Here is a 23,935-nt window from a genome sequence, read left to right as displayed (position 1 = left end):
GTGGGTTACTCCCCCGCCTGCGCGTCGGTGGCGGTGTCGTTGGTGGGCCGCTCGGGCTCGGTGATCTCGGCCACGAAGGCCTGAGCCTCGGCGACCGCCTCCGGGTCCGACTCGATGTGGCCGGTGGCCGCACCCGTCATCGCGGTGCCCAGGTCCTCGGCCGTCACGGTGGCCGGGTCGGCGTCGGCGACCAGGCGGCCGCGGTAGATCACCCGGATGGCGTCGGAGAGGCCGATCAGCTCGTCCAGGTCGGCGGAGATCAGCAGCACCGCCAGGCCCTCGCGCTGCGCGGAGCGGATCTGCTCCCAGATCTGCGCCTGCGCGCCGACGTCCACGCCACGGGTGGGGTGCGAGGCGATCAGCAGCTTCGGATTGTGGCTCATCTCGCGGCCGATGATCAGCTTCTGCTGGTTGCCACCGGAGAGCGAGGCCGCGGTGACCTCGATGCCGGGCGTACGGACGTCGTACTCCTCGACGATCCGCCGGGTGTCCCTACGGGCCCCGGCCGGGTCCAGCAGCAGGCCCTTGGAGTTGGGCTCCTCGGTGACGTGACCGAGGATCCGGTTCTCCCAGAGCGGGGCCTCCAGCAGCAGGCCGTGCTTGTGCCGGTCCTCGGGGATGTAGCCGATGCCGGCCTCGCGGCGGGCCCGGGTCAGCGTCCCGGTCAGGTCGTTGCCGTCCAGCGTGACGGTGCCGCCGTCCAGCGGCAGCATGCCCATGATGGCCTCGACCAGCTCGGCCTGGCCGTTGCCCTCGACGCCGGCGATGCCGAGGATCTCGCCCTTGCGGATCCGCAGCGAGATGTCGTCCAGCACCACGCGCTCGATGCCCTCGGCGTCCGCCTTGGCGATCCGCAGGGCGTCGACCCTGAGCATCTCGGTCTCGGTGACGGTGGACTCGCGGCTCTCCGGGGAGGGCAGCTCGGCGCCGACCATGAGCTCGGCCAGCTGACGGGCCGTCACGGTGCGCGGGTCGGCGTCGCCGACCGTGGTGCCACGGCGGATCACGCTGATCGCGTCGGCCACCGAGAGCACCTCGTGCAGCTTGTGCGAGATGAAGATGACGGTGACGCCCTCGGCCTTGAGCTCCCGCAGGTTGCCGAAGAGCGCGTCCACCTCCTGCGGCACCAGCACGGCGGTGGGCTCGTCCAGGATGAGGATCTTGGCGCCCCGGTAGAGCACCTTGAGGATCTCCACCCGCTGGCGGTCCGCCACGCCGAGGTCCTCGACCAGCGCGTCCGGGCGGATGCCCAGGCCGTACTGGTCGGAGATCTCGCGGATCTTCGCCTTGGCCTTGGCTCCTATCCCGTAGAGCTTCTCGCCGCCCAGGACGACGTTCTCCCACACCGTCAGGTAGTCGGCCAGCATGAAGTGCTGGTGCACCATGCCGATGCCGCGCGCGATGGCGTCCCCGGGAGTGTTGAACTCGACCTGCTCGCCGTTGATGGCGATGGTGCCCTCGTCCGGCTTCTGCATGCCGTAGAGGATCTTCATCAGGGTCGACTTGCCGGCGCCGTTCTCACCCATCAGGGCGTGCACGGTGCCGGGGGCCACGGTGATGTCGATGTCGTGGTTGGCCACGACGCCGGGGAAGCGCTTGGTGATGCCGCGCAGTTCGACGGCCGGTGTCGCCGTCCCCGCGCTGGGGTTGCCGCCCGTGGGGGTCGGGGCGGGTTCGGAAGCGGTGATGGCGATCTCCTGGTGGTCACAGGGCGCGTCGTTGCGCTGGAGAAGGCTTGGGGGGAACGGACGAGGCCCGGTGGCGTGCGTCATGCGCACCCAGCCGGGCCCCGCCCTGATGCTGTGTCAATCATGCGCGCTGACCGCGAAGGTCAGCGGCAGGCTGAGCAAGCGTCAGCCGGTGGTGGTCGGGATCTTGGTGGCGCCCGAGGTGATCGCCGTGGTGGCGTCGTCCAGCTTCTTCTGGATGTCGGAGATGAAGCCGCCGGTGGTGGCCAGCGAGACGCCCTTCTCCTTCAGGTCGAAGTTCTTGGTGCCCGTGATCGGGGCGCCCTTCTTGATGGCGTCCACGTAGGAGAACACCGCGGTGTCGACGTTCTTCACCATCGAGGTGAGGATGCGCTCCTTGTACTTGGACAGGGCCGGCTGGGCGGCCTGGTCCGAGTCGACGCCGATGGCCCACTTCTTCGCGTTGAAGACGGCCTCGATGGCGCCGTTGCCGGAGGAGCCGGCGGCGGAGTAGATGACGTCCGCGCCCTTGTCGAGCTGACCCTGCGCGGCGTCCTTGCCCTTGCCCGGGTCGTTGAAGCCCGAGAAGTCCGGCGGGGTGGTGAGGTAGGTGGTCTCGATCTTGATGTCCGGGGTGACCGACTTGGCGCCCGCGACGTAACCGGCCTCGAACTTCTTGATCAGCTCGGACTGCACGCCACCGATGAAGCCGATGTGCTTCTGGGTGCTCTTCGAGGCGGCGGCGACGCCGGCCAGGTACGAGCCCTCCTGCTCCGAGAAGGTCAGCGAGGTGACGTTGCTCGGCTGGGTGGAGGAACCGGAGTCGATGATCGCGAACTTGACGGTCGGGTTGTCCTTGGCGACCTTCTCGACGGCGGCCTGGTAGACGAAGCCGACGGCGATGATCGGGTTGTAACCACCGGTCACCAGCGTCTTGAGGCGGGTCTCCTTGTCGGCCTCGGCCTCACCGGTCTTGGCCTCGGCCTCGGTGACCTGCACGCCGAGGTCGGCCTTGGCCTTGTCCAGCCCACGGGCGGCGGAGTCGTTGAACGACTGGTCGCCACGGCCGCCGATGTCGTACGCCATGCCGACCTTGATGCCCGAGGCACCGGCGGCGGGAGTGCTGCTGTTGTCGGTGCTCTTTGCGCCGCAAGCGGCGAGCGAGGCGATGCCCAGGGAACCCGAGAGCACAACCGCGGCGAGCTTCATTGAACGGCGCAAGGGAGTATCTCCTTCTCACACACCCGTATGGCGTGGTCGAGCGCCACCGTAACGCGCGTAGAACACGGTTGTGTTACGGGCAGGAAGGGCATTCGGGTTGTTATCAAAACGTGGTGCTACGTCGGGACGAACCGGACATATAACCACGCTTGCCGCACCTGAATGTCACTACTCCCTGGTAGTGCTCCGCCACTCTACGCCGATCCGGCCCCGAACACCTCAGACTCGGCCGTACTCCAGCGCGAGTGCCGCGAACAGCTCCACCCCGATCGCGATCGCCCGCTCGTCCACGTCGAAACGGCCCTGGTGGAGGTCGCGGACCGTGCTGTCGTGCGGGCTCCGGACGCCCAGCCGGGCGAGCGCGCCGGGGGCGTGCTCCAGGTACCAGGAGAAGTCCTCGCCGCCGAGGCTCTGCTCGGTGTCCTCGACCACCGGGCCCGCCCCGGCCGCGAACCGGCCCGTCATCGCCGCCTCGAGCTGGTTGATCGAGCCGTGCTCGTTCACCACCGGCGGCACTCCCCGGTGGTAGTCCAGCGTCCACTTGGCCCGGTACAGCTCGGCCAGCTTGGCGGTCAGCTCGTGCAGCGCGTCCGGCGCCTCGCGCCAGCCGGCCAGCTCCAGGCAGCGGACGGTGCCCTCCAGCTCGGCGTGCTGCGGGATCACGTTCGAGGCCGAGCCCGAGGCGATCCGGCCCCAGACCAGGCTGACGCCCCAGCGCGGGTCCATCCGGCGGGCCAGCGCGGGCGGCAGGTCGGAGGCCAGCCGGGCCACCGCGGTGACCAGATCGGTGGTCAGGTGCGGCCGGGCGGTGTGGCCGCCGGGCCCGTCCAGGTGCAGCACCAGCCGGTCGCAGGCCGAGGTGATCGCGCCGACCTTGAGGCCGATCCGGCCGACCTGGACCTTCGGGTCGCAGTGCACCGCGAAGATCCGGCCCACGTCGGCCATCCCGCCGGCCTCGATGACGTCCAGCGCACCGCCGGGCATCACCTCCTCGGCGGGCTGGAAGATCAGCCGCACCGGCTGCTTCAGCTCCCCCGCCCGGGCCGCCTGGGCCAGCACCAGCGCGGTGCCGAGCACCACCGAGGTGTGCACGTCGTGGCCGCAGGCGTGCGCCCGGCCCGGCAGCGTGGAGCGGTACGGGGCCTCGGTCTTGGCGTCGTCGATCGGCAGCGCGTCGATGTCCGCCCGGAAGGCCAGGAACGGGGTGCCCGGCTTGTGGTCGGCCGGCACGATGTCGACCGTCATCCCGGTGCCGCCCGGCAGCAGCTTGGGCGACAGGCCGGCGGCCAGCAGCCGCTCGCGGATCAGCCGGGTGGTGCGGAACTCCTGCCGCCCCAACTCCGGGTGCCGGTGCAGGTCGCGGCGGAAGGCGATCAACTCCGCCTGGTAGGCCCGCACCCGTGCGCGCAGGTCGGAACCGGGGCGGGCGGGGGTGAGGGTGGCCTGAGCGGCGGGCTGAGGATCGTTCACCTCAACAAGACTAGGCCGGTGGTGGGGTTTTGGCCCGACTTCCGCCGAAGTGGTCCCCGGATGGGTGCATACCGGCCCCGCAGCTGGGTATGACATACCGTTTCGTCCGCCTTCCCGTGCTCGCTGACCTGTGCAACGAGCGGTTCGGGAGCAGGACACGGCGCGGGGCCCGGAGCGCGCGCCCCGGACCCCGACAGACAATCGGACTGACGTCCGCTCAGAACCGGTCGACCGGGGTGTAGGTGCCCCAGATCTCCCGCAGCGCGTTGCAGACCTCACCGACGGTGGCCCGGGCGGCCAGCGCCTCCTTCATCGGGTAGAGCACGTTGTCGCTGCCCTCGGCCGCCTTGCGCAGCGCGGTCAGCGAGCGGTCCACCGCCGAACTGTCGCGCTCCGCACGGAGCCTGGCCAGCCGCTCGGCCTGCTGGGCCTCGATCGCCGGGTCCACCCGGAGCGGCTCGTACGGGTCCTCGGTGTCCAGCTGGAAGCGGTTGACGCCGACCACGGTGCGCTCGCCGGAGTCCTGCTCCTGCTGGATCCGGTAGGCGGTCCGCTCGATCTCGCCCTTCTGGTAGCCCTGCTCGATGGCGGCCACCGAACCGCCCATCTCCTCCACCTTGTGCATGAGTTCCAGCGCGGCGGCCTCGACCTCGTCGGTCATCTGCTCGACCACGTAGGAGCCGGCGAACGGGTCCACCGTGGCGGTGATGTCGGTCTCGTACGCCAGCACCTGCTGGGTGCGCAGCGCCAGCCGGGCGGACTTCTCGGTGGGCAGCGCGATGGCCTCGTCGAAGCTGTTGGTGTGCAGCGACTGGGTGCCGCCGAACACCGCCGCGAGCGCCTGGACCGAGACCCGGACCAGGTTCACCTCGGGCTGCTGGGCGGTGAGTTGGACGCCCGCGGTCTGGGTGTGGAAGCGCAGCATCTGCGACTTCGGGTTCTTCGCGTTGAACTCCTCGCGCATCACCCGGGCCCAGATCCGGCGCGCGGCACGGAACTTGGCCACCTCTTCGAGCAGCGTGGTGCGGGAGACGAAGAAGAAGGACAGCCGCGGTGCGAAGTCGTCCACGTCCATCCCGGCCGCGACCGCGGTGCGGACGTACTCGATGCCGTTGGCCAGCGTGAAGGCGATCTCCTGCGCGGGGTTCGCCCCGGCCTCGGCCATGTGGTAGCCGGAGATCGAGATGGTGTTCCACTTCGGGATCTCGGCCCGGCAGTACTGGAACACGTCGGCGATCAGCCGCAGGCTCGGCTTCGGCGGGAAGATGTACGTCCCGCGCGCGATGTACTCCTTGAGCACGTCGTTCTGGATCGTGCCGGTCAGCTTGTTGGAGGCCACGCCCTGGGCCTCGCCGACCAGTTGGTACAGCAGCAGGAGCAGCGAGCCGGGCGCGTTGATGGTCATCGAGGTGGACACCTCGCCCAGCGGGATGCCGCCGAACAGCACGCTCATGTCGTCGACGCTGTCGATCGCCACACCGACCTTGCCGACCTCGCCGGCCGAGATCGGGGCGTCCGAGTCGTAGCCCATCTGGGTCGGCAGGTCGAAGGCGACCGAGAGGCCCATGGTGCCGTTGGCGATCAGCTGCTTGTACCGGGCGTTGGACTCCGCCGCGGTGCCGAAGCCCGCGTACTGGCGCATGGTCCACGGCCGGCCGGTGTACATGGAGGGGTAGACACCACGGGTGTACGGGTACTCGCCGGGCCGGCCGAGCTTGGCCTCCGGGCTCCAGTCGGCGAGGGTCTCCGGACCGTACAGCGGCTCGATCGGGAGGCCCGACTCAGTGCGACGGGGCTCGGCTGCCATGGGGGTTCCTCCGCAGGATGAGGGATGCGGGAAGTTAACGCTGATGAACACTCAGCTGGAGCTACGCAATGTAGTCGGGCGTGACCGGGAACAGACAGAGGCCACGGCTGGGACCTTGCTCACAGAGCGGTCCGTACCCCGTCCGCCGGACACTCCCTGCGATGATCGGTGCCAACGACCGGACGAACCTGGGGAGTGGAAATGACCGAGCGGAAGGTGGCCGTGGTCACCGGTGCCAGCAGCGGCATCGGTGCGGCGACGGCCCGGCGGCTGGCCGCGGACGGCTTCGAGGTGGTGGTCACGGCCCGCCGGACCGAGCGGATCGAGGCGCTGGCGAAGGAGATCGGCGGCCGGGCCTACACCGTGGACGTGACCGACCGGGCCGCGGTGGACGCGTTCGCCGCCGAGGTCGGCCCGGTCGACGTGCTGGTGAACAACGCGGGCGGCGCGATCGGCGCGGAGTCCGTCGAGACCGGCGACCCGGCCGACTGGCTGGCGATGTACCAGGTGAACGTGCTCGGCGTGCTGCACGTCACCCAGGCCCTGCTGCCGGCTCTGCGGGCGAGCGGCGACGGCACCGTGCTGGTGCTCAGCTCGACCGCCGCGCTGGCCACGTACGAGGGCGGCGGCGGGTACGTGGCGGCCAAGGCCGCCGCGCACACCATCGCGGGGACCCTCCGGCTGGAGCTGTGCGGCGAGCCGATCCGGGTGATCGAGATCGCCCCCGGCATGGTGAAGTCCGAGGGCTTCGCGGTCACCCGCTTCCGGGGGGACGAGGAGAAGGCGGCGGCGGTCTACGCGGGCGTGGCCGAGCCGCTCACCTCCGAGGACGTCGCCGACACCGTCTCCTGGGCGGTCACCCGGCCGCCGCACGTCAACATCGACCTACTGGTGGTCCGGCCGCGTGCGCAGGCGGCCAACCACAAGGTGCACCGGGGCTGACCACGCTCCGTCGTCGGGGCGGGCGGCCGCCCCGACGCAGCGCCATCTCAACGAACATGACAACGTCACGACTTGATAGCTCGATCGAGTGAATTCGGCGTGACCCTTCCTCAACTGACGAACCCTCAACTACCGTGGTGCCGCTGCCTGGGCGGTCCACAAGATGCCTGGTCCCGGGCCCGGCCGATCGGTCCTCCGCGCAACCGCTGACCACCTACGTTTCGTCTCTGGAGCATCTCCCCTTCCCGCCCTCACGAGGAGGACCCGCTGTCCAGTGACATCCCGCCGCAACGGTTCGACCTGCCGCTGCTGGTGCCGTCCCTGCTCGGGCTTCACCGTTTCAACGAGGCCGACCCCGGCGCTGCCGAGGAGGCCCTGCTGGCCTGCTGCGGCAGTCATCGCTGGGCGCTTCGGCTGACCGCCCACCGCCCCTACCCCGACATAGAGTCCCTGTTGGCCGCCGCCAGCGAGGCTTCCTACGACCTGCGCCCGGCCGATCTGGCTGAGGCGCTGGCCGACGAGAGCTGGATGCCGCAGCCGCTGCTCGGCATGCGCGCACCCGGCAGCCAGGCGGCGCACACCGCGCTGCGGGCCGCCCATGCCGCGTACGAGGCGCGGTTCGGCCACGTCTTCGTGGTCTGCCTGGACGGGATCGAACCGGAGGAGATGCTCGACACCGTGCTCACGTCCGTCCGCACCAGGCTGGCCAACGACCCGGACGAGGAGCGGCTGATCGCGGCCGACGAGCTCCGCCGGATCGCGCTGACCCGGCTGGAGCACCTGGTCGCCTCGGCCACCGCCACCCGGACGGGCACCTGACCGGCGGCCTCAGGCCGTCGACCGGGCCCGCAGCGGCAGCACGGCACCGTCGCCCGGCTCGGCTCCCCGGATCTCCGGGGGGCCGGCCGGCGGCTGCCCGGCCCCGGCCGACGCGGCGGCCGGCAGGGCCAGCAGGACTGCCACCGCCATGCCCCCGACGAACCAGCCGGAGGCTCCGCGCTCGGCCAGCCAGGTCGCCGAGGCCGGTCCGGCCGCGCCGAGCAGCGCCGTCGTCAGGGCGTACGGCAGACCGATGCCCAGCGCCCTGACCTCCGGGGGGAACGACTCGGAGAGGATCTTGGGCAGCACCGTGGTGACGCACATCAGGTAGACCAGGCCGCTGCCGTAGGTGAGCACCAGGCTGAGGAACCCGCCGGTCAGGTGCAGGTAGGTCCAGGAGCCGGCCACCGCGAAGCCGCAGCTGGCCCCGACCAGCAGCCGCACCGCGCCGATCCGGTCCGCGAGCAGCCCGAGCGGCACCGCCGCCAGCATCATCGTGCCGGTGACGCAGACCACCACCCAGTACATCGTGCCCGGCGCGGCGAGCCGCTGGCCCATCGCCGGGATCACGGCGGTCCAGGTGTTGCCCACCGCGCCCACGCCCGCGACGAACAGCACCGAGCGCAGCACCCGGCGCCGGTGACCGCCGAACAGCAGCCGCAACGAACCGCGCGCCGCGTGGCCGAGCACCTCCCGGCGGAACACCTCGGTCTCGGTGAGGCGGTTCCGGAGCAGCAGCAGGACCAGCCCGAACACCCCGCCGACCAGGAACGGCACCCGCCAGCCCCAGTCGGCCATCGCCCCGGCGCCGAGCGCCGCAGTCAGCCCGCCGCCCAGCAGCGAGGCGGTGAACGCGCCGGCCACCGTGCTGAGCGCGAACAGGCTCCCGTAGAAGCAGCGCCGCTGCCGGGGCGCCAGCTCCATCAGGTAGGCGACCGCGCTCGGCCACTCGCCGCCGTGCGAGACGCCCTGGGCGACCCGGCCGAGCAGCAGGACGGCCGGCGCGACCATCCCGACCTGCTGGTACGTCGGGGCGACGCCGATCAGCACCGACCCGCCGGTCATCAGACCGATCGACAGCATCAGCGCCGGACGGCGGCCCCGGCGGTCGGCGAAGCGCCCGAGCAGCACGCCGCCCAGCGGCCGGGCCAGCACCCCGATGCCGAGCACCGCGAACGCCCCGAGCAGCGCGGTGACCGGGTTGGCGGACGGGAAGAACCGGACCGCGAAGAGCGGGGCGAAGAGTCCGTACGCCAGCCAGTCGAAGGCCTCGACGAAGTTGCCCACCACGGTGGCGGAGACCGAGCGATGGTCCGGTCGGTGTGGCATGAGGTGCTCCCGAGGGTGTCTGCGACGGTTGGGCCGGGCGGCCGGGGAACACAGTCGGGGGCCTCGGCGGAGCCCGGCTTCTTCCATCGTGCCGATCTCCGGAAAACCTCGAAGTGGCGGTTTTCCAGCGTGAGTTGACGGCAATTTGGAAGAGGTCCGGCCGATCGGCACGCCACCAGGATGACCCGGGATATCCCCGACCATGAAGAGGAACCGTGGGCTTCCGACGTACCGTGACCGCCACCCTGACCACCGCCGCCACCGCCCTGGCCGTGGCCCTCGTCCCGCAGCCGGCCCCGGCCGCCCCGCCGACGGACTGCACGTACACCCACAGCGGCCTGGTGCCGCTGAACGACCTGGGCACCGGCAGCTACCAGGGCGTGATGGGCGGCCTGTACCCGGGCGGCAGCAACTCCCGCCCCAGCGCGCACAATTCGGCCGGGGTGAACCTCGCGCAGAACCAGGTGCTGCCGCGGAACGCGGCCGGCCAGGTCGACCTGGTGAACGGAAAGGTGGTGCTGATCTCGATCGGCATGTCCAACACCACCCAGGAGTTCCAGAAGTTCATCCAGACCACCGCCGGGTACGCCAACCTCAACTCCCACCTGGTGCTGGTCGACGGCGCCCAGGGCGGCAAGGACGCCTCCAGCTGGGCGAACCCGGCCGACGCGACCTGGTCGGTGCTCGCCACCCGGCTCTCCGCCGCCGGCGTGACGGCCACCCAGGTGCAGGCGGTCTGGCTGAAGGAGCAGTTCGTCGGCGACAACCTCGGCGCCTTCCCGGCCGGGGCGGACAACCTGCGGAACGCGCTGGCCAACATCGTCCGGAACGGCCGGGCCAAGTACCCGAACCTGGCCGTCGGTTACCTGGCCAGCCGGATCTACACCTACAACCCGCTCCGCAGCGCGGGCGCCTACCAGCAGGGCTTCGCGGTCAAGAAGCTGATCCAGGACCAGATCAACGGCGACACCACCCTGTCGTACGGGACCGGCGGCGTCGCGCCCTGGCTCTCCTGGGGGCCGTACATGTGGGCGGACGGCCTGGGCTCGGACGGCGTGGCCGGCGGCGTTCCGGGACGCAGCGACGGCCTGGAGTGGCTGTGCTCCGACCTGGAGAGCGACCGGGTGCACCCCGGGCCCACCGGCGAGCAGAAGGTGGCCAACCTGATGCTCAACCAGTTCAGCACCGACCCGACCACCACCCCGTGGTTCAACAACTGACCGTCGGAGGAGAACCGATCCCATGCCGCACATCGCGATCCCGGGCCAGACCCCGGGCATCCGTGGCCTGATGGCCAGCAAGCCCGCCTCCGGCCGCAAGCTCAACGAGCTCGCCCAGCAGCTGCTCCGGGGCGACTCCCCGCTCAGCGTGGGCGAGCGGGAGCTGATCGCCGCCTACGTGTCCGACCTCAACCGGACCCGCTACTGCACCGGTTCGCACAGCGCGGCGGCCGCCCACGCCCTGGGCGGGGACTACGAGTTGGTCGACGCCGTCAAGAAGGACCCGGCCACCGCACCGATCGACGAGCGGACCCGGGCGCTGCTGGCGATCGCCGCCAAGGTCCAGGGCGACGCCCGGAACGTCACCGAGCAGGACGTCGCGGCGGCCCGGGCGGCCGGCGCGGACGACGAGGCGATCCACGACGCGGTGCTGATCGCGGCGGCGTTCTGCATGTTCAACCGCTACGTCGACGGCCTCGACGCGATCCTCCCGGCGGACCCGGCCGACTACGACGAGATCGGCGCGGCCCTGGTCGCCCGGGGCTACGTCGCGACCCGGGACTGAGTCGCGGGATTTCATCCGTCAGGGTGAGTGCGGTGGCCGGTCTTCCCGCCGAACGGCTCCCAGGGGCTGATCCGGCGTCAGAGTCGGCCACCGCAGCGCGGAAAGTTCGTCACTGAGCGTCACATTCGAGGGGTCGATTAGGCCGTGCGTGCCTGTTTGATCACACCTGACACCCCCGGAGGCGGTTCGCCACAGCGCGTCGATAGGATGCTGGCGGCCGGAGGACCGTACCGGCCGGGCTGACCGACACCGAAGCCGGCCGAGCCCCCAATCGCTTCCGGAGGGTTTTCCGTGCCGGCTGGAACGCTGTACCGCGGCCGGGAAGGCATGTGGAGCTGGGTGGCTCATCGAGTCACCGGCGTCCTCATTTTCTTCTTCCTGTTCGCCCATGTTCTCGACACCGCTCTCGTGCGGGTGTCACCCGAGTCGTACGACACCGTCATCGCGACGTACAAGACCTGGCCCGTGAACCTGATGGAGTACGGCCTCACCGCCGCCATCCTGTTCCACGCCCTGAACGGCCTCCGGGTCATCGCGGTGGACTTCTGGTCGAGGGGTCCGCGCCTGCAGAAGCAGATGCTGTGGACCGTCGTCGGTATCTGGGTCGTGCTGATGGCGGGCGCCTTCTACCCGATCCTCGAGCACACCCTCCTCTCCTGGTTCGGGAAGTGATCGACGATGGCTGCTGACACCAACGAGACCCTTGTGGTCCCCTCCCTCCAGGCCCACACGGGCCAGGGCCTGGGTACCGGGAACCCCGCCGACGCCTTCGTCGTCGAGCCCCCGCGTGCGCGTACCAAGAAGACCCCTCGGCGTACCCGCACCAACTTCGAGATGCTCGCCTGGCTGTTCATGCGCCTGTCGGGTGTCCTGCTGGTCGTGCTGATCCTCGGTCACCTGCTGATCATGCTGGTGCTCGACGGCGGCGTGTCGAAGATCAACTTCGCCTTCGTGGCGGGTCGCTGGGCCTCGCCGTTCTGGCAGGGCTGGGACCTGCTGATGCTGTGGCTCGCCATGCTGCACGGCAGCAACGGCATGCGCACGGTCATCAACGACTACGCGGAGAAGGACTCCACCAGGCTGTGGCTGAAGACCCTGATGGGCGCCGCGACCGTGTTCACGGTCCTGCTCGGCACCCTGGTGATCTTCACCTTCGACCCGAACATCTAATCGGCCAGCCAGAGGCGACGTAGACCCCATGCAGATTCACAAGTACGACACCGTCATCGTCGGCGCCGGTGGCGCGGGCATGCGCGCGGCCATCGAGTCGACCCAGCGCAGCCGCACCGCCGTGCTGACCAAGCTGTACCCGACCCGCTCCCACACCGGCGCGGCGCAGGGCGGCATGTGCGCCGCCCTCGCCAACGTCGAGGAGGACAACTGGGAGTGGCACACCTTCGACACGATCAAGGGTGGTGACTACCTGGTCGACCAGGACGCCGCCGAGATCATGTGCAAGGAGGCGATCGACGCCGTTCTCGACCTGGAGAAGATGGGTCTCCCCTTCTCCCGGACCGAGCAGGGCCGGATCGACCAGCGCCGCTTCGGCGGCCACACCCGCAACCACGGCGAGGCGGCGGTCCGCCGCTCCTGCTACGCGGCCGACCGCACCGGTCACATGATCCTGCAGACGCTGTTCCAGAACTGCGTCAAGCACGGCGTCGAGTTCTTCAACGAGTTCTACGTCCTGGACCTGCTGATCAACGACGGCAAGACCGCGGGCGTCGTCGCCTACGAGCTGGCCACCGGCGAGATCCACGTCTTCCAGGCCAAGTCGGTGGTCTTCGCCTCCGGCGGCACCGGCAAGTTCTTCAAGGTGACCTCCAACGCGCACACCCTGACCGGTGACGGCCAGGCGCTGGTCTACCGGCGCGGCCTGCCGCTCGAGGACATGGAGTTCTTCCAGTTCCACCCGACGGGCATCTGGCGGATGGGCATCCTGCTCACCGAGGGCGCCCGCGGCGAGGGCGGCATCCTGCGCAACAAGGACGGCGAGCGCTTCATGGAGCGCTACGCCCCGGTCATGAAGGACCTCGCGTCCCGTGACGTCTGCTCGCGCGCGATCTACACCGAGATCCGCGAGGGTCGCGGCTGTGGCCCGGACGGCGACCACGTCTACCTGGACCTGACGCACCTTCCGCCGGAGCAGCTGGACGCCAAGCTCCCGGACATCACCGAGTTCGCGCGGACCTACCTCGGCATCGAGCCCTACACGGACCCGATCCCGATCCAGCCCACCGCGCACTACGCGATGGGCGGCATCCCGACCAACGTCGAGGGTGAGGTGCTGCGCAACAACACCGACGTGGTGCCCGGCCTCTACGCGGCCGGCGAGGTCGCCTGCGTCTCGGTGCACGGCGCCAACCGCCTGGGCACCAACTCGCTGCTCGACATCAACGTGTTCGGCAAGCGGGCCGGTATCGCCGCCGCCGACTACTCGTCGAAGGTCGACTTCACCGAGCTCCCCGAGAACCCGGCCGAGAAGGTCGTGGCGATCATCGAGGGCCTCCGCGAGTCCGAGGGCACCGAGTCGGTCGCGCAGATCCGCAAGGAGCTGCAGGAGACCATGGACACCAACGCCATGGTCTACCGCACCGGCGAGACCCTGAAGCAGGCCGTCTCCGACATCGCGGGGCTGCGCGAGCGGTACAAGAACGTCGCGATCCAGGACAAGGGCCAGCGCTACAACACGGACCTGCTGGAGGCCGTCGAGCTGGGCAACCTGCTCGACCTGGCCGAGGTGCTGGCCGTCTCCGCGCTCGCCCGCGAGGAGTCGCGCGGCGGTCACTACCGCGAGGACTTCCCGACCCGTGACGACGTGAAGTTCATGCAGCACACCATGGCGTACCAGGAGGTCGCCGCGGACGGCACCACCTCGATCCGCCTCGACTACAAGCCGGTCGTCACGACCCGCTACCAGCCGATGGAGCGTAAGTACTGATGAGCACTCCGACCGTGGAGAAGCACTCGGCCGCTCTGGACGCGGCCGAGGCCGGTGGCATCAAGCTGATCACCGTCACCATCCGGATCCGCCGGTTCAACCCGGAGGAGCTGCCGGACCCGGTGTGGGTCGACTACCAGCTGGAGATGGATCCGAAGGAGCGCGTCCTCGACGCCCTCAACAAGATCAAGTGGGAGCAGGACGGCACCCTCACCTACCGCCGTTCCTGCGCGCACGGCATCTGCGGCTCCGACGCGATGCGGATCAACGGCCGCAACCGGCTGGCGTGCAAGACCCTGCTCAAGGACGTCAACCCGGAGAAGCCGATCACGATCGAGGCCATCAAGGGCCTCACGGTCCTCAAGGACCTGATCGTGGACATGGACCCGTTCTTCCAGGCGTACAAGGACGTCATGCCGTTCCTGATCACCAACGGGAACGAGCCGACCCGCGAGCGCCTGCAGACCGCCGAGGACCGCGAGCGCTTCGACGACACCACCAAGTGCATCCTGTGCGCCGCGTGCACCTCGTCCTGCCCGGTGTTCTGGAACGACGGCCAGTACTTCGGCCCGGCCGCCATCGTCAACGCGCACCGCTTCATCTTCGACTCGCGCGACGAGGGTGCCGAGCAGCGCCTGGAGATCCTGAACGACCGCGAGGGCGTGTGGCGCTGCCGCACCACCTTCAACTGCTCCGAGGCCTGCCCCCGCGGCATCGAGGTCACCAAGGCGATCCAGGAAGTGAAGCGGGCCCTGGTGACCCGCCGCTTCTAGGCTCCGCCTGCTCCTGAGGGCCCGTCCGGTTGTGCCGGACGGGCCCTCAGTCGTTCTACTTCAGCAGACCGCGGTCCTTCGGGTGGGTCAGACCGGTGAAGGTGACCAGGTGCCGGGAAGCGGTGACGGCGTAGAGGTTGCCGTCGGCACTGCTGTCCAGGGTGGGGTAGTCGGCGACCGGGAAGGTCCCGACCACGGTGCCCGCCGCCGGGGCGGCCAGGGCGGCGAAGTCGTACGTACCGTCGGCGCCCTTCGGGACGGCGTACTCCCGGAGCTGACCGGTCGCCAGCTCGCGGGACCGCAGGGTGAGCGAACCGTCGGCGGCGACGGCCGGCTCGATCACCTGGTAGCCGGCCCAGGCGCCGCCGGTGCTCAGCTGTGTGGCGGTCCGGTAGCGGTACATGTTCCTCGGGTTGGTGAACAGCCAGAGGTCTCCGTCCTCGACGCTGAGCAGCGACGAGATGGTCCCCTGACCGAGCACGCCGAGACCGACCAGCTGAGTGGCCCGGCTCCAGTCCGGCTCCATCCCGGGTGTCCCGGCCGGCCTGGTCCCGAAGAACAGCGCGGCCCCGCCCCGGAACTCACCCAGGTCGAAATTCGGGTACGTGTACAGATACCCGTTCCCGGGGGACAGCACCTGCAGATCGCTCACCGGGTCGTGGTTCTGGTACCCCCGGCTCACGATCTCCGTACCCGCCCAGCTCGCCCCGGACGGCGAGAGCTGGGCCGCGATGACGGAGGACGGGGTGGTGTCGTTCCCACCCGTGCTGATCACCTGGAGGTTGCCCGCCTGGTCCGGCAGCAGGATGTCCGCGACGGCGTCGCCGTCCACGTCACCCGGAGCGCTCGCCGGGTTGGGATTCCACGGTGCATAGAAGCTGTAGCTCACCGGCTGGGCGACGTTGCCCGCGTCGTCCGTGGCCTGGACGGTGAGGGTGTTGGTGCCCCACTGCTTGGGCTTGAGCTGCACGGTGAGGGTGCCGTCCGGGCCAGCCGGGGTCTGGCAGGGCGAGCCGACGCTCAGGGTGCCGTTCAGGACGTACTGGTAGCAGGTGGCGCCGTCGGCCTTGAAGGTGAAGCTGCCGAGCTGGCCCGCGTACTTCTGCGGGGTCTGGCCGCTGCCGGACTCCGGGAAGTCGGTGGAGGAGACGGCGACGGCCGCGGGTGCGGTGACGTCCACCCGGAAGTGGCACTTGGGGGTGGGCTTGCCGCCGCCCGCAGGCCAGTAGCGCCAGGCGTAGGTGTGACCGTCCGTCAGGCCGGTGGGGGTGGCGGAGAGCAGGCCGTCGAGGGCGGGGACGGTCTGGTCGAAGAGCTTGGTGCCAGTGGTCTCGTCCCAGAGGGCATAGCGGGCCTCGGTGCCGGTGGTGCGGGCGGTCAGGACCGGGGCGGCGGTCGGGACGAAGCCCGGGGCCGTGGTGTCGTCGCAGGCGTCCGTACGGGCTCCGGTGGAGGCGAAGCCGGGTGCGGGGACGGCGTGCGGGTCGGTGACGGCGGCGCCGACCGCGGTCGCGGCGGGCGCGGTCAGCAGACCGGCCGCGAGCGCGACCGTGGCGGCGGAGGTCAGCAGCCGTGCGGAGTACATCGGGATAACCCACCCCTGAAGAGGAAAAGGGGGTGCGTCGTGTACGCCCCCGGCGGGGATCCTGGCATTCCCGCCGGGTGGGGGCAATGCAATTAGCTCCGGCGGAGGGTGCGCAGGCTGCGGACGCCGATGCCGCCGACCACCAGGCCGAGGAGCAGGGAGGTGACAGCGAGGAGCAGGTGGACCCAGAAGAAGGCGGTGGGGCGGCCGTGGTCACCGTCGGTGAAGGCCTGGCCGCCGGAGTCCTTCCAGAGGTTCTTCAGGAAGGTGGTCCAGATGATCACCGACCAGACGCCGAAGGCGGTGAGGAACCAGGAGGTGCGGCGGCCGAGCTTCATGGGAGGTCCTAGCGGGCGGGGGCGGAGCTGTCCGGTCCAGTATGCGGAGTGGGCCGGGTGGGCGAACCGGCGGTACTCGTTCGGGCGACGAATCCGGCGCGGCGGGCCGGTGGCACGGCCCCCGGGTACGGTCCGTGGGTGCCCACACTCCGTCACTTCGTGTACCGGTGCGCCGCGGTGGCCGCGGCCGTCTCGCTCTGCTCCGCCGGGGCGCTCTGGCAGGAGCCGCCGCCCGGGGCGTCCGCGGTGGGCGGCGAGCGGCTCGGGCAGCCGGGGGTGCAGCTGGCGCCGTCGGCCGGTGCGCCGCCGCTGCCCGTGAACCTGACCGGGCAGTCCTGGCTGGTGGCGGACGCGGGCAGCGGCGAGGTGCTGGCCGCGAACAACGCGCACCTGCGACTGCCGCCCGCGAGCACGCTGAAGATGCTGTTCGCCGACACCGTGCTGCCCCGGCTCGACAAGAACACCGTGCACCGGGTGACCGACGCCGAGCTGGCCGGGATGGGGCACGGCAGCAGCATGGTCGGGATCAAGGAGAACCTGGACTACCGGGTGGACGACCTGTGGCGCGGGGTGTTCCTCAGCTCGGGCAACGACGCGGTCCGGGTGCTGGCCCACATGAACGGCGGGATCGCCCAGACGGTGGCTCAGATGCAGGCCAGGGCCCAGGCCTTGGGGGCGCTGGACACCAAGGTGGTGACCCCGGACGGGTACGACACGGACGGGCAGCTCTCCTCGGCGTACGACCTGACGCTGTTCGCCCGGTCCGGCCTGCGCAACCCGGACTTCCGCGTCTACTGCGCCACCCGGGACGCGCAGTTCCCCGGCCTGGTCGACAAGACCACCGGGCAGCGCGGCAGCTTCGGCATCGCCAACACCGACCGGCTGCTCGGCAAGTACCAGGGCCTGATCGGGGTGAAGAACGGCTACACCACCAACGCCGGGGCCACCTTCACCGGCGCGGCCGAACGGGGCGGCCGCACGCTGCTGGTCACGGTGATGCGCCCGGCCGGGTACCAGCAGGTCTACGACGAGACGGCGGCCCTGCTGGACTGGGGCTTCGCCGCGGCCGGGAAGGTCACCCCGGTCGGCCGGCTGGCTGACCTGCCGCCCACCCCCGCCGGCCCCACCGAGCCGCCACAGGCCGTACCGGTGGAGCAGCAGGATCAGGCGGCACCACCCGCGCCCGCGGCCGGTGGGGTCGGCTGGCCCGGCTGGCTGGCCGCCGGGCTCTGCGCGGCCGCCGTGGTCGGCGCCGTGCACTGGGTCAGGCGGCGGCCGACCCGCTGACCCGGCGTCAGCGGGCCACGGGCGAGGCGCCACCCCCGTCGGCCGTCGGCTCCGCCGCGCTCTCCAGCATCTCCTCGGCCCGCGCCCTGGTCCTGGCCCGGGCTGCGACCGGGTCGGCCAGCGCGGTCCAGGAGGCGCAGAACAGCAGCAGCCGGCAGACGAAGTTGATCCAGAGCAGCAGCGCGACCGGCACGCCGAAGGCGCCGTACAGGCTCTTTCCCGCGACCGAGCCGAGGTAGGAGGAGAGCAGCAGCTTGAGCAGCTCGAAGCCGACCGCGCCGATCAGGGCTCCCTGGAGCAGGGCGCGGCGGCGCTGCTCCTCGGTGATCCGGGGGAACGGGCCGAGCAGGTAGGCGAACAGCACCAGGTCGGCGGCGACCGCGATCAGGAACCCGACCAGGCTCAACAGCCAGCCCACACCGCCGACTCCGAGCCACTCGGCGGCCTGCCGGGCCAGCCTGGTGGCCAGCGCCGAGGCGCCCAGCGAGACCGCCGAGACCAGGCCGAGGCCGAGCAGCACCGCGCAGTCCCAGAGCTTGCCGATCACCGGGTTGCCCTCGTCGACGGGCAGTTCCCACATCTCCCGGACCGAGCCGCGCATGGTCGCCACCCAGCCGAGGCCGGAGATCAGCAGCAGGACGCCGCTGATCAGCCCGACCGTGCCCGCGTTGGCGACCAGCGAGGGCAGGTCGAGCGAGTCGGAGAGGCCGGGCAGCTGGTCGGCGATGTCCTGCTGGATCTTGTCCACCCGGCTGTCCGAGAGGGTGGCCACCGCGATCGCCAGCGCCACCGTGAGCAGCGGGAAGAGGGCCAGGAAGGCGAAGAAGGTGACCGCCCCGGCCAGCCGGTTGCCCTGGACCTCGGTGAAGTGGGCGTACACCAGCCAGGGCCTGCTGCGGAGGACCCGGGCGGCGAGCGGGCCGATCACCGGGAGTTTGGTCAGGAATTCCACGGTCACCTTGCCGGTCGGGGTCCGGAGCGTCCGGTCCTGTATACCGGCCGGAGCGCGAGCCGGGTACTCAACGCTCCGGCTGACGGTGCCTCACTTCGAGCGGCGGGCCCGGCGGACGGCCGAGGTGACCACCGGCGGGAGCAGGTCGGCGGCCATCCGCTTGGCCACCGCGACCGGACGGCGGGCGGCGGCGGCCGCGGCGCGGCGGACGGCCAGCAGCTCGGCGGCGCGGACAGTGCCCTCGCGCTGGGCCCGGGCGGCGGCCTCCTTCACCAGCCGGTCGTGGTGCCGGGAGACCGGGAAGTCGGCGATCTTCTCCGGGGTACCGCCCATCCGGAGCACCTGGCGGCCGGCGATGGTCTCGGGGTGCACCCAGCAGCCGGGGGCGCCGCCGGAAGCGGCCAGCAGCAGCTCCTGGGCGGGCTCCGGGTCGCCCCAGGTGCCGTAGAACTTGCAGTCCGTCAGCACGATCGGCTTCAGCCCGAGGGTGAACACCGCCTCCCAGGTGGCGGCCGCCACGCCCGGGGTGTGCGCGGAGCGGTAGTCGTCCAGCACCAGCACGCCGTCCTCGGCCAGCGCGGCCCGGGCCACCTTGATGTCCCCGGCCACGTGCTCGTACACGTGCGAGGCGTCCACGTGCGCGAAGCGGCAGCTGCCCGCCGGGATCCGGCCGTCGGCCAGCACCGAGGTGGGGGCCTGGACCAGCTCGGGGAGCCGGTCGTGGAAGGCGAGGTAGTTCACCTCGAAGGCCTCCCGGGTGAGGGTCTTGCGGTACGACCGCGCCATCTCGGCCGAGTTCTCCTCCTCCATGGCCTCCGAGTCGAACAGGTCGCAGACCGTGAACTTCTCGCCGGGCTGGAGGTGATTGCCCATCACGATCGCGCTGCGGCCCAGGTAGGCGCCCAGTTCCAACAGGTCCCCGCCGACCCTCGCCTGCTGCTGGCTCCTCAGGAACCACTCGAAGGCATGCCGGTCCAGATCCCAGAACCAGCCCCGCACGTCGCTCAGCACCGCCGGTTCGGCGATTCCGGCGTTCTCGGTGGTCGCGGTGCTTCCGGTCATCGGGTACTCCTCACAGCTGCACGGCCGACCGCCACGGACGGCCCAACCGGAGAAACGACCCGGCGCCGTCCGGGTGACCGCCCGTACCGGGTGAGCTTCGGTACGGGCGGTTGACCGGCGTCACCCGCCCGGCGTCACCCGGCCGGGGGCCGACCGCCGCAGTAGGCCGTCCAGTTGGTCCACGCGACGTTGCCGCACCAGATGGTCACGTCCAGGCTGTCCTTCGGCCGCCAGTACCCGTGCGGCGCCCCGCAGTTACCCATCGGCGCGTACAACGGGCAGCTGCCGTCGGCCCGTTGCAGGGTGTGCGCGCGCCAGGCATCGGTGCCCATGCTGTGCCGCTCCGGGTCGGTCGGCAGGTAGCGGTTGGCCGCCCAGGACCCGGCCATCGCCGCGAACAGGGCCAGCCCGCAGAGCGAACCCGCCGTCAGCCGCCGCCCGAGGTAGCGGGGCAGCCGGACCGGCCGGTCCGCCGTCAGCCGCCGCCACAGCGACCCGACGCCCTCGGCGGACAGCAGCACCGAGAGCACCAGCAGGGTGAACAGCGTGTACAGGATCAGCCAGGTGGTCCTGGGGTACAGCATCACCGCCTGGTCGCGCTGCATGTGCCCGGCGAACCAGAACCTCAGCACCCAGGCGCTGACCAGGCAGGCCAGCGCGGCCACCACCGCCGGACGGCGCAGCCCGAGCGCCAGCGCCAGCGCCACCCCGGCCAGCAGCACCAGGGTGAAGCCGCTCTGTCCTGCCAGGTCGCCGGGCGGCGGCCAGGAGGCCCAGTCGGCCAGTCCCGGCCGGTCGGAGCGCCAGCCGACCACGTACGCCGGGTCCACGTAGACGTCGAAGTAGGCGTAACGGTCCACCGTGGCGGTGCCGTTGGTGGCCATCCGGTAGAGCGAGGGCCAGGCCACCGCGACGGTGGCCAGCGCGGTGGCGCCGAGCAGCACGGCGGCCCGGCCGAGCGCCGCCCGGCCGCGTCGCCAGGGGGTGAGCGCGAGCACCGCCACCAGCACGCCGGGGGTGGACCAGACGAACCAGCCCGAGTACAGCAGGTACAGCGTGCCGAACAGCGCGCCGAGCCCGGCCCCGCGCAGCAGCAGCGCGCGGACCGGCCGTCCGGCCGCCCGGGTCAGCTCGGTCAGCAGCCGGCCGACCAGCGGGAGCAGCATCACCATCACCAGGTGGCTGTACGGGCGGATCGGGTCGAGGAACAGGATCGCGGCGGGCAGTGCCACCGCGAGTGCCCAGGCCGGCCGGAGCAGGCTGCGCCAGGCCAGGTAGCAGAACGGTCCGAAGACGGCGCCGAACAGCAGCTGAAGGTCCTTCAGGGCGAAGCCGACGTGGTCGTGCCGGAGGAACTTGGTCCAGCCGGCCAGCAGCATGATGAAGCCCGGCGGGTAGAGGTCGGGCAGACCTTCGCCGCGCAGCAAGGACATCGCGTACCCCTGCAGTGTGCCGGGGTCGCCGTCCTGGCCGCCGAGCCCCCAGGGCGTGCCGCGCAGGGCGACCGCGATGCCGCCCGCGACGATGCCGGTGCCCAGACCGGCCAGCGCGGCGCAGCCGAACCGCAGCAGCAGCCGGAAGCGGTCCGAGTCCCACCGGTGGGCGGCGTACAGCAGCACGCCGAGCACCGGCAGCGCGACCAGCGCGGCCCGGAACTGGAGCCGGCCGAGGCCGCTGACCTGGCCGATCCGGATCATCGGGTTCACGTGGATGTTGCGGGCCCAGAGCATGAAACCGATTCCGACGCCCAGCGCGACGGCGGCCTCGGCGGCGATCAGGAGCAGGCGGTACGGGCGGGCGGGCGACGGCCGCTGCGGTGGCAGCGGATCGACCGGGGTGGCCTGGGTGGGCAGCGCGGCTGTCCCGAGGGCGGTGTCCGGCATGGTGTTTCGCTTCCGGTGGGGTCGGACCGGAACCCCACCCGGCGGCACCGGGCAGTCCTCCGGTACTGCAACCGGCGTAACGACCCCTCACCCGGCCGGGTCACTCCGGTTCCTTCGAAAGAGGAAGCCACCGGAAGAGCTAGCGGACCAGCCGCCCGGCGACGGTCCGGCCACGGGCCAGCGCGCGGATCCCCTGGTACGTCAGATAGCGCCCGTGGCTGAGCAGTTCGGTGCGCAGGCCCTCCGCGCCGGGGGCCGGCCGGTAGTCGGCCGGGCGCAGCCGGGCGCAGTGCTCGGCGGCCCGGCGGAAGTACTCGCGGCGGTCGCCGGGCGGGATCCGGCCGGGCTTGGAGACCACCGTGTCGAGGTGGTGCAGCATCCGGCCGTAGACCACCGGGCGCCAGCGGGCCAGGTCGGGACGGGCGTCCAGGAAGGCGAAGACCCGGTCGTACTGGTCGAAGACGTCGAAGTGCCTGCGGGTCGCGGTGGCCAGGATGTTGCCGCCCTCGCGCCGCTGGCGGTAGTGCACGCCGACCAGGTCGAGCAGGGTGATCCGCCCGGCGGCCAGCAGCGCCGGGAAGGTCCACGGGGTGTCCTCGTAGTACCCGGCCGGGAAGGTCAGGCCCTGCTCGGCGAGGTAGTCCCGGCGGTAGGCCTTGTTCCAGACCACCATCAGCAGGTCGAGCAGGTCGGGGCGCAGGTCCAGGTCGAAGACCTCGGGGCCGGGGCGGGCGAAGACCGGGGCGGAGGCGGAGCGGACCACCCGGCCGTCCCAGTACGCGCGGGCGTAGTCGTAGACCAGCAGATCCGGGTCGGCGGTGGACTTCAGCCGGTCCTCGACCGCCTGGAGCAGGCCGGGGGTCAGCGTGTCGTCGCTGTCCAGGAAGATCACGTAGTCGCCGGTGGCGACCTCCAGCCCGGCGTTCCTGGCCCGGCCGAGGCCGACGTTGGCGGGGAGGTGGAGCACCCGGAGCCGCTGGTCGCGGCGGGCGGCCTCGTCCAGCAGGGCGCCGCAGCCGTCGGGCGAGCGGTCGTCAACCGCGATCAGCTCGAGGTCCGGACAGGACTGGGTGAGCACCGAGTCGAGGCACTCGGCCAGGTACTCCTCGACCTGGTACACCGGAACGATCACACTGAAGCGGGGCATTTGCGGCTTATTCTAGGGCGCGCCCGACCACCCTTGTCCCATCCCGGCCACCCACCGCGCCGACGCGACCGGGGCACCCGTCGTACGATCGGGTGACACCAGGGGGAAGCGCGATGCCCCCCTGTACCTCTAGTCTCCTCTCACCAAGCCGTACCCCCGGAGAGCCTGGAGAGGCCCTGCTATGCCCGAAGCCCGCGACCCGCAGACGCCCGGTTCGCCGACCGGCGGTGCGACCGCCGACGCCTCCTACACGGAGCGGCTGGTAACCCTGGAGCAGTCCGGCATCAAGCGGCTGCTGCCCACTCAGGCGCCGTACCGCTGGAACCTCAAGCGGCTCCAGCTCGGCCGGACCCTGGACATCGGCTGCGGCGTCGGCCGCAACCTGCAGAACTGCGAGCCCGGCAGCGTCGGCGTGGACCACAACGAGACCTCGGTGGCGACCGCCCGGGCGCGCGGCCTGGAGGCGTACACGGCGGCCGAGTTCGAGGCCGACCCGGAGCTCAGCCGGCCCGGTGCCTTCGACAGCATGCTGGTCGCCCACGTGCTGGAGCACCTGGACCTGGAGACCTGCCAGGCCCTGCTGAAGAGCTACCTGCCGAGCATCCGCTCCGGCGGCAAGGTCGTTCTGATCACCCCTCAGCCCGCCGGCTACCGCTCGGACCCCACCCACGTGCGGTTCGTCGACTTCGCCGCGCTGCGCGAGTACGCCGAGCAGGCCGGGCTGCAGATCGAGCGCAGCTACTCCTTCCCGCTGCCCGAGGCGGCCGGAAAGGTCTTCAAGTACAACGAGTACATCCTGGTCGGCATCGTCCCCTGACGGGTTGCGGCGCCGCAGGAGAGGGCGGGCCGGACGGTAGGATCGCGGGAGACCTGTGCCCGGTCGGCAATGACCGGGCACAGCTGGTC

21 protein-coding genes are annotated in these 23,935 nt (G+C 71.1%); 10 read left to right on the top strand and 11 right to left on the bottom strand.

What is annotated here, in order from left to right; all coding sequences use genetic code 11:
• Positions 1–5: 5 nt before the first annotated feature.
• From F4556_RS21905 to F4556_RS21890, 4 genes are all read right to left on the bottom strand, one after another.
• Positions 6–1,772, bottom strand: coding sequence for an ABC transporter ATP-binding protein (locus tag F4556_RS21905; RefSeq protein WP_246511059.1), 1,767 nt, complete (start codon positions 1,770–1,772; stop codon positions 6–8).
• An 81-nt stretch (positions 1,773–1,853) separates the two neighbouring features.
• Complete coding sequence (locus F4556_RS21900; protein WP_184918735.1) at positions 1,854–2,909, bottom strand: BMP family lipoprotein; 1,056 nt, start codon at positions 2,907–2,909, stop codon at positions 1,854–1,856.
• A 219-nt stretch (positions 2,910–3,128) separates the two neighbouring features.
• On the bottom strand, positions 3,129–4,379 hold the full coding sequence (locus tag F4556_RS21895; protein WP_376775735.1) for an amidohydrolase: 1,251 nt from the start codon (positions 4,377–4,379) through the stop codon (positions 3,129–3,131).
• A 217-nt stretch (positions 4,380–4,596) separates the two neighbouring features.
• Positions 4,597–6,186 (bottom strand): acyl-CoA mutase large subunit family protein, encoded by a 1,590-nt coding sequence (locus F4556_RS21890; protein WP_184918731.1) that lies wholly within the window; start codon positions 6,184–6,186, stop codon positions 4,597–4,599.
• A gap of 201 nt (positions 6,187–6,387) precedes the next feature.
• On the opposite strand from F4556_RS21890, the gene F4556_RS21885 reads away from it, so the two are divergent.
• Together F4556_RS21885 and F4556_RS21880 are read left to right on the top strand one after the other, a co-directional pair.
• Positions 6,388–7,128: an SDR family oxidoreductase gene (locus F4556_RS21885; RefSeq protein ID WP_184918729.1), complete on the top strand. Its 741-nt coding sequence runs from the start codon at positions 6,388–6,390 to the stop codon at positions 7,126–7,128.
• 312 nt (positions 7,129–7,440) lie between these two features.
• Positions 7,441–7,947 (top strand): 2-oxo-4-hydroxy-4-carboxy-5-ureidoimidazoline decarboxylase, encoded by a 507-nt coding sequence (locus tag F4556_RS21880; RefSeq protein WP_376775734.1) that lies wholly within the window; start codon positions 7,441–7,443, stop codon positions 7,945–7,947.
• Between the two features lie 9 nt (positions 7,948–7,956).
• On the opposite strand, the gene F4556_RS21875 is transcribed toward F4556_RS21880, so the two are convergent.
• Complete coding sequence (locus F4556_RS21875) at positions 7,957–9,276, bottom strand: MFS transporter (RefSeq protein WP_184918727.1); 1,320 nt, start codon at positions 9,274–9,276, stop codon at positions 7,957–7,959.
• A gap of 215 nt (positions 9,277–9,491) precedes the next feature.
• Between F4556_RS21875 and F4556_RS21870 the strand changes: the two genes are divergently transcribed.
• The 6 genes from F4556_RS21870 (at position 9,492) to F4556_RS21845 (ending at position 14,775) form a co-directional block, all read left to right on the top strand.
• On the top strand, positions 9,492–10,496 hold the full coding sequence (locus F4556_RS21870) for a hypothetical protein (RefSeq protein WP_184918725.1): 1,005 nt from the start codon (positions 9,492–9,494) through the stop codon (positions 10,494–10,496).
• 22 nt (positions 10,497–10,518) lie between these two features.
• Positions 10,519–11,061 carry a carboxymuconolactone decarboxylase family protein gene (locus F4556_RS21865; RefSeq protein ID WP_184918723.1) on the top strand — a complete coding sequence of 181 codons (543 nt, stop codon included), beginning with the start codon at positions 10,519–10,521 and terminating at the stop codon, positions 11,059–11,061.
• Positions 11,062–11,352: 291 nt separating this feature from the next.
• Positions 11,353–11,733: a succinate dehydrogenase, cytochrome b556 subunit gene (gene sdhC, locus F4556_RS21860; RefSeq protein ID WP_184918721.1), complete on the top strand. Its 381-nt coding sequence runs from the start codon at positions 11,353–11,355 to the stop codon at positions 11,731–11,733.
• 6 nt (positions 11,734–11,739) lie between these two features.
• Positions 11,740–12,231: a succinate dehydrogenase, hydrophobic membrane anchor protein gene (gene sdhD / locus F4556_RS21855; RefSeq protein ID WP_184918719.1), complete on the top strand. Its 492-nt coding sequence runs from the start codon at positions 11,740–11,742 to the stop codon at positions 12,229–12,231.
• Positions 12,232–12,259: 28 nt separating this feature from the next.
• Positions 12,260–14,002, top strand: coding sequence for a succinate dehydrogenase flavoprotein subunit (sdhA, locus tag F4556_RS21850; RefSeq protein ID WP_184918717.1), 1,743 nt, complete (start codon positions 12,260–12,262; stop codon positions 14,000–14,002).
• Positions 14,002–14,775: a succinate dehydrogenase iron-sulfur subunit gene (locus F4556_RS21845; protein ID WP_184918715.1), complete on the top strand. Its 774-nt coding sequence runs from the start codon at positions 14,002–14,004 to the stop codon at positions 14,773–14,775. The genes sdhA and F4556_RS21845 overlap by 1 nt, the downstream gene beginning before the upstream one ends.
• 55 nt (positions 14,776–14,830) lie before the next feature.
• Here F4556_RS21845 and F4556_RS21840 read toward each other — a convergent pair whose 3' ends face one another.
• Together F4556_RS21840 and F4556_RS21835 are read right to left on the bottom strand one after the other, a co-directional pair.
• Positions 14,831–16,360: a hypothetical protein gene (locus F4556_RS21840; RefSeq protein WP_184918713.1), complete on the bottom strand. Its 1,530-nt coding sequence runs from the start codon at positions 16,358–16,360 to the stop codon at positions 14,831–14,833.
• Between the two features lie 92 nt (positions 16,361–16,452).
• Positions 16,453–16,698, bottom strand: a complete 246-nt coding sequence (locus F4556_RS21835; protein ID WP_184918711.1) for an SCO4848 family membrane protein — start codon at positions 16,696–16,698, stop codon at positions 16,453–16,455.
• A 138-nt stretch (positions 16,699–16,836) separates the two neighbouring features.
• Here F4556_RS21835 and F4556_RS21830 point away from each other — a divergent pair, with 138 nt between their 5' ends.
• On the top strand, positions 16,837–17,985 hold the full coding sequence (locus F4556_RS21830; RefSeq protein ID WP_376775733.1) for a D-alanyl-D-alanine carboxypeptidase family protein: 1,149 nt from the start codon (positions 16,837–16,839) through the stop codon (positions 17,983–17,985).
• A gap of 7 nt (positions 17,986–17,992) precedes the next feature.
• Here the strand turns inward: F4556_RS21830 and F4556_RS21825 are convergent, their stop codons facing one another.
• The 4 genes from F4556_RS21825 to F4556_RS21810 form a co-directional block, all read right to left on the bottom strand.
• The gene (locus tag F4556_RS21825) at positions 17,993–18,937 is read right to left on the bottom strand and encodes a YihY/virulence factor BrkB family protein (RefSeq protein WP_184918709.1); all 945 of its coding nucleotides are present in this window, start codon (positions 18,935–18,937) and stop codon (positions 17,993–17,995) included.
• A gap of 90 nt (positions 18,938–19,027) precedes the next feature.
• A complete protein-coding gene (locus F4556_RS21820) occupies positions 19,028–19,999 on the bottom strand; it encodes a class I SAM-dependent methyltransferase (RefSeq protein ID WP_184918707.1) in 972 nt (323 codons plus the stop codon).
• Positions 20,000–20,133: 134 nt separating this feature from the next.
• Positions 20,134–21,882 carry a GumC domain-containing protein gene (locus F4556_RS21815; protein ID WP_184918705.1) on the bottom strand — a complete coding sequence of 583 codons (1,749 nt, stop codon included), beginning with the start codon at positions 21,880–21,882 and terminating at the stop codon, positions 20,134–20,136.
• A 139-nt stretch (positions 21,883–22,021) separates the two neighbouring features.
• Positions 22,022–23,029 carry a glycosyltransferase family 2 protein gene (locus tag F4556_RS21810; protein WP_184918703.1) on the bottom strand — a complete coding sequence of 336 codons (1,008 nt, stop codon included), beginning with the start codon at positions 23,027–23,029 and terminating at the stop codon, positions 22,022–22,024.
• Positions 23,030–23,210: 181 nt separating this feature from the next.
• Here F4556_RS21810 and F4556_RS21805 point away from each other — a divergent pair, with 181 nt between their 5' ends.
• Positions 23,211–23,846, top strand: coding sequence for a class I SAM-dependent methyltransferase (locus F4556_RS21805; RefSeq protein WP_184918700.1), 636 nt, complete (start codon positions 23,211–23,213; stop codon positions 23,844–23,846).
• The last annotated feature ends 89 nt before the right edge of the window (positions 23,847–23,935 follow it).

The sequence above is a fragment of the Kitasatospora gansuensis genome (assembly GCF_014203705.1).
Taxonomy (GTDB): domain Bacteria; phylum Actinomycetota; class Actinomycetes; order Streptomycetales; family Streptomycetaceae; genus Kitasatospora; species Kitasatospora gansuensis.
The sequence above is the reverse complement of the archived record's forward strand: the minus strand, read 5'-3'. Positions and strand labels throughout refer to the sequence as shown.

What these genes read in the sequence shown, in the direction of transcription:
- F4556_RS21905 (WP_246511059.1), bottom strand. Translation starts at nt 1,772, where the DNA reads ATGACGCACGCCACCGGGCCTCGTCCGTTCCCCCCAAGCCTTCTCCAG.
- F4556_RS21890 (WP_184918731.1), bottom strand. Translation starts at nt 6,186, where the DNA reads ATGGCAGCCGAGCCCCGTCGCACTGAGTCGGGCCTCCCGATCGAGCCG.
- F4556_RS21885 (WP_184918729.1), top strand. Translation starts at nt 6,388, where the DNA reads ATGACCGAGCGGAAGGTGGCCGTGGTCACCGGTGCCAGCAGCGGCATC.
- F4556_RS21875 (WP_184918727.1), bottom strand. Translation starts at nt 9,276, where the DNA reads ATGCCACACCGACCGGACCATCGCTCGGTCTCCGCCACCGTGGTGGGC.
- F4556_RS21865 (WP_184918723.1), top strand. Translation starts at nt 10,519, where the DNA reads ATGCCGCACATCGCGATCCCGGGCCAGACCCCGGGCATCCGTGGCCTG.
- sdhD (WP_184918719.1), top strand. Translation starts at nt 11,740, where the DNA reads ATGGCTGCTGACACCAACGAGACCCTTGTGGTCCCCTCCCTCCAGGCC.
- sdhA (WP_184918717.1), top strand. Translation starts at nt 12,260, where the DNA reads ATGCAGATTCACAAGTACGACACCGTCATCGTCGGCGCCGGTGGCGCG.
- F4556_RS21845 (WP_184918715.1), top strand. Translation starts at nt 14,002, where the DNA reads ATGAGCACTCCGACCGTGGAGAAGCACTCGGCCGCTCTGGACGCGGCC.
- F4556_RS21840 (WP_184918713.1), bottom strand. Translation starts at nt 16,360, where the DNA reads ATGTACTCCGCACGGCTGCTGACCTCCGCCGCCACGGTCGCGCTCGCG.
- F4556_RS21835 (WP_184918711.1), bottom strand. Translation starts at nt 16,698, where the DNA reads ATGAAGCTCGGCCGCCGCACCTCCTGGTTCCTCACCGCCTTCGGCGTC.
- F4556_RS21820 (WP_184918707.1), bottom strand. Translation starts at nt 19,999, where the DNA reads ATGACCGGAAGCACCGCGACCACCGAGAACGCCGGAATCGCCGAACCG.
- F4556_RS21815 (WP_184918705.1), bottom strand. Translation starts at nt 21,882, where the DNA reads ATGCCGGACACCGCCCTCGGGACAGCCGCGCTGCCCACCCAGGCCACC.
- F4556_RS21810 (WP_184918703.1), bottom strand. Translation starts at nt 23,029, where the DNA reads ATGCCCCGCTTCAGTGTGATCGTTCCGGTGTACCAGGTCGAGGAGTAC.
- F4556_RS21805 (WP_184918700.1), top strand. Translation starts at nt 23,211, where the DNA reads ATGCCCGAAGCCCGCGACCCGCAGACGCCCGGTTCGCCGACCGGCGGT.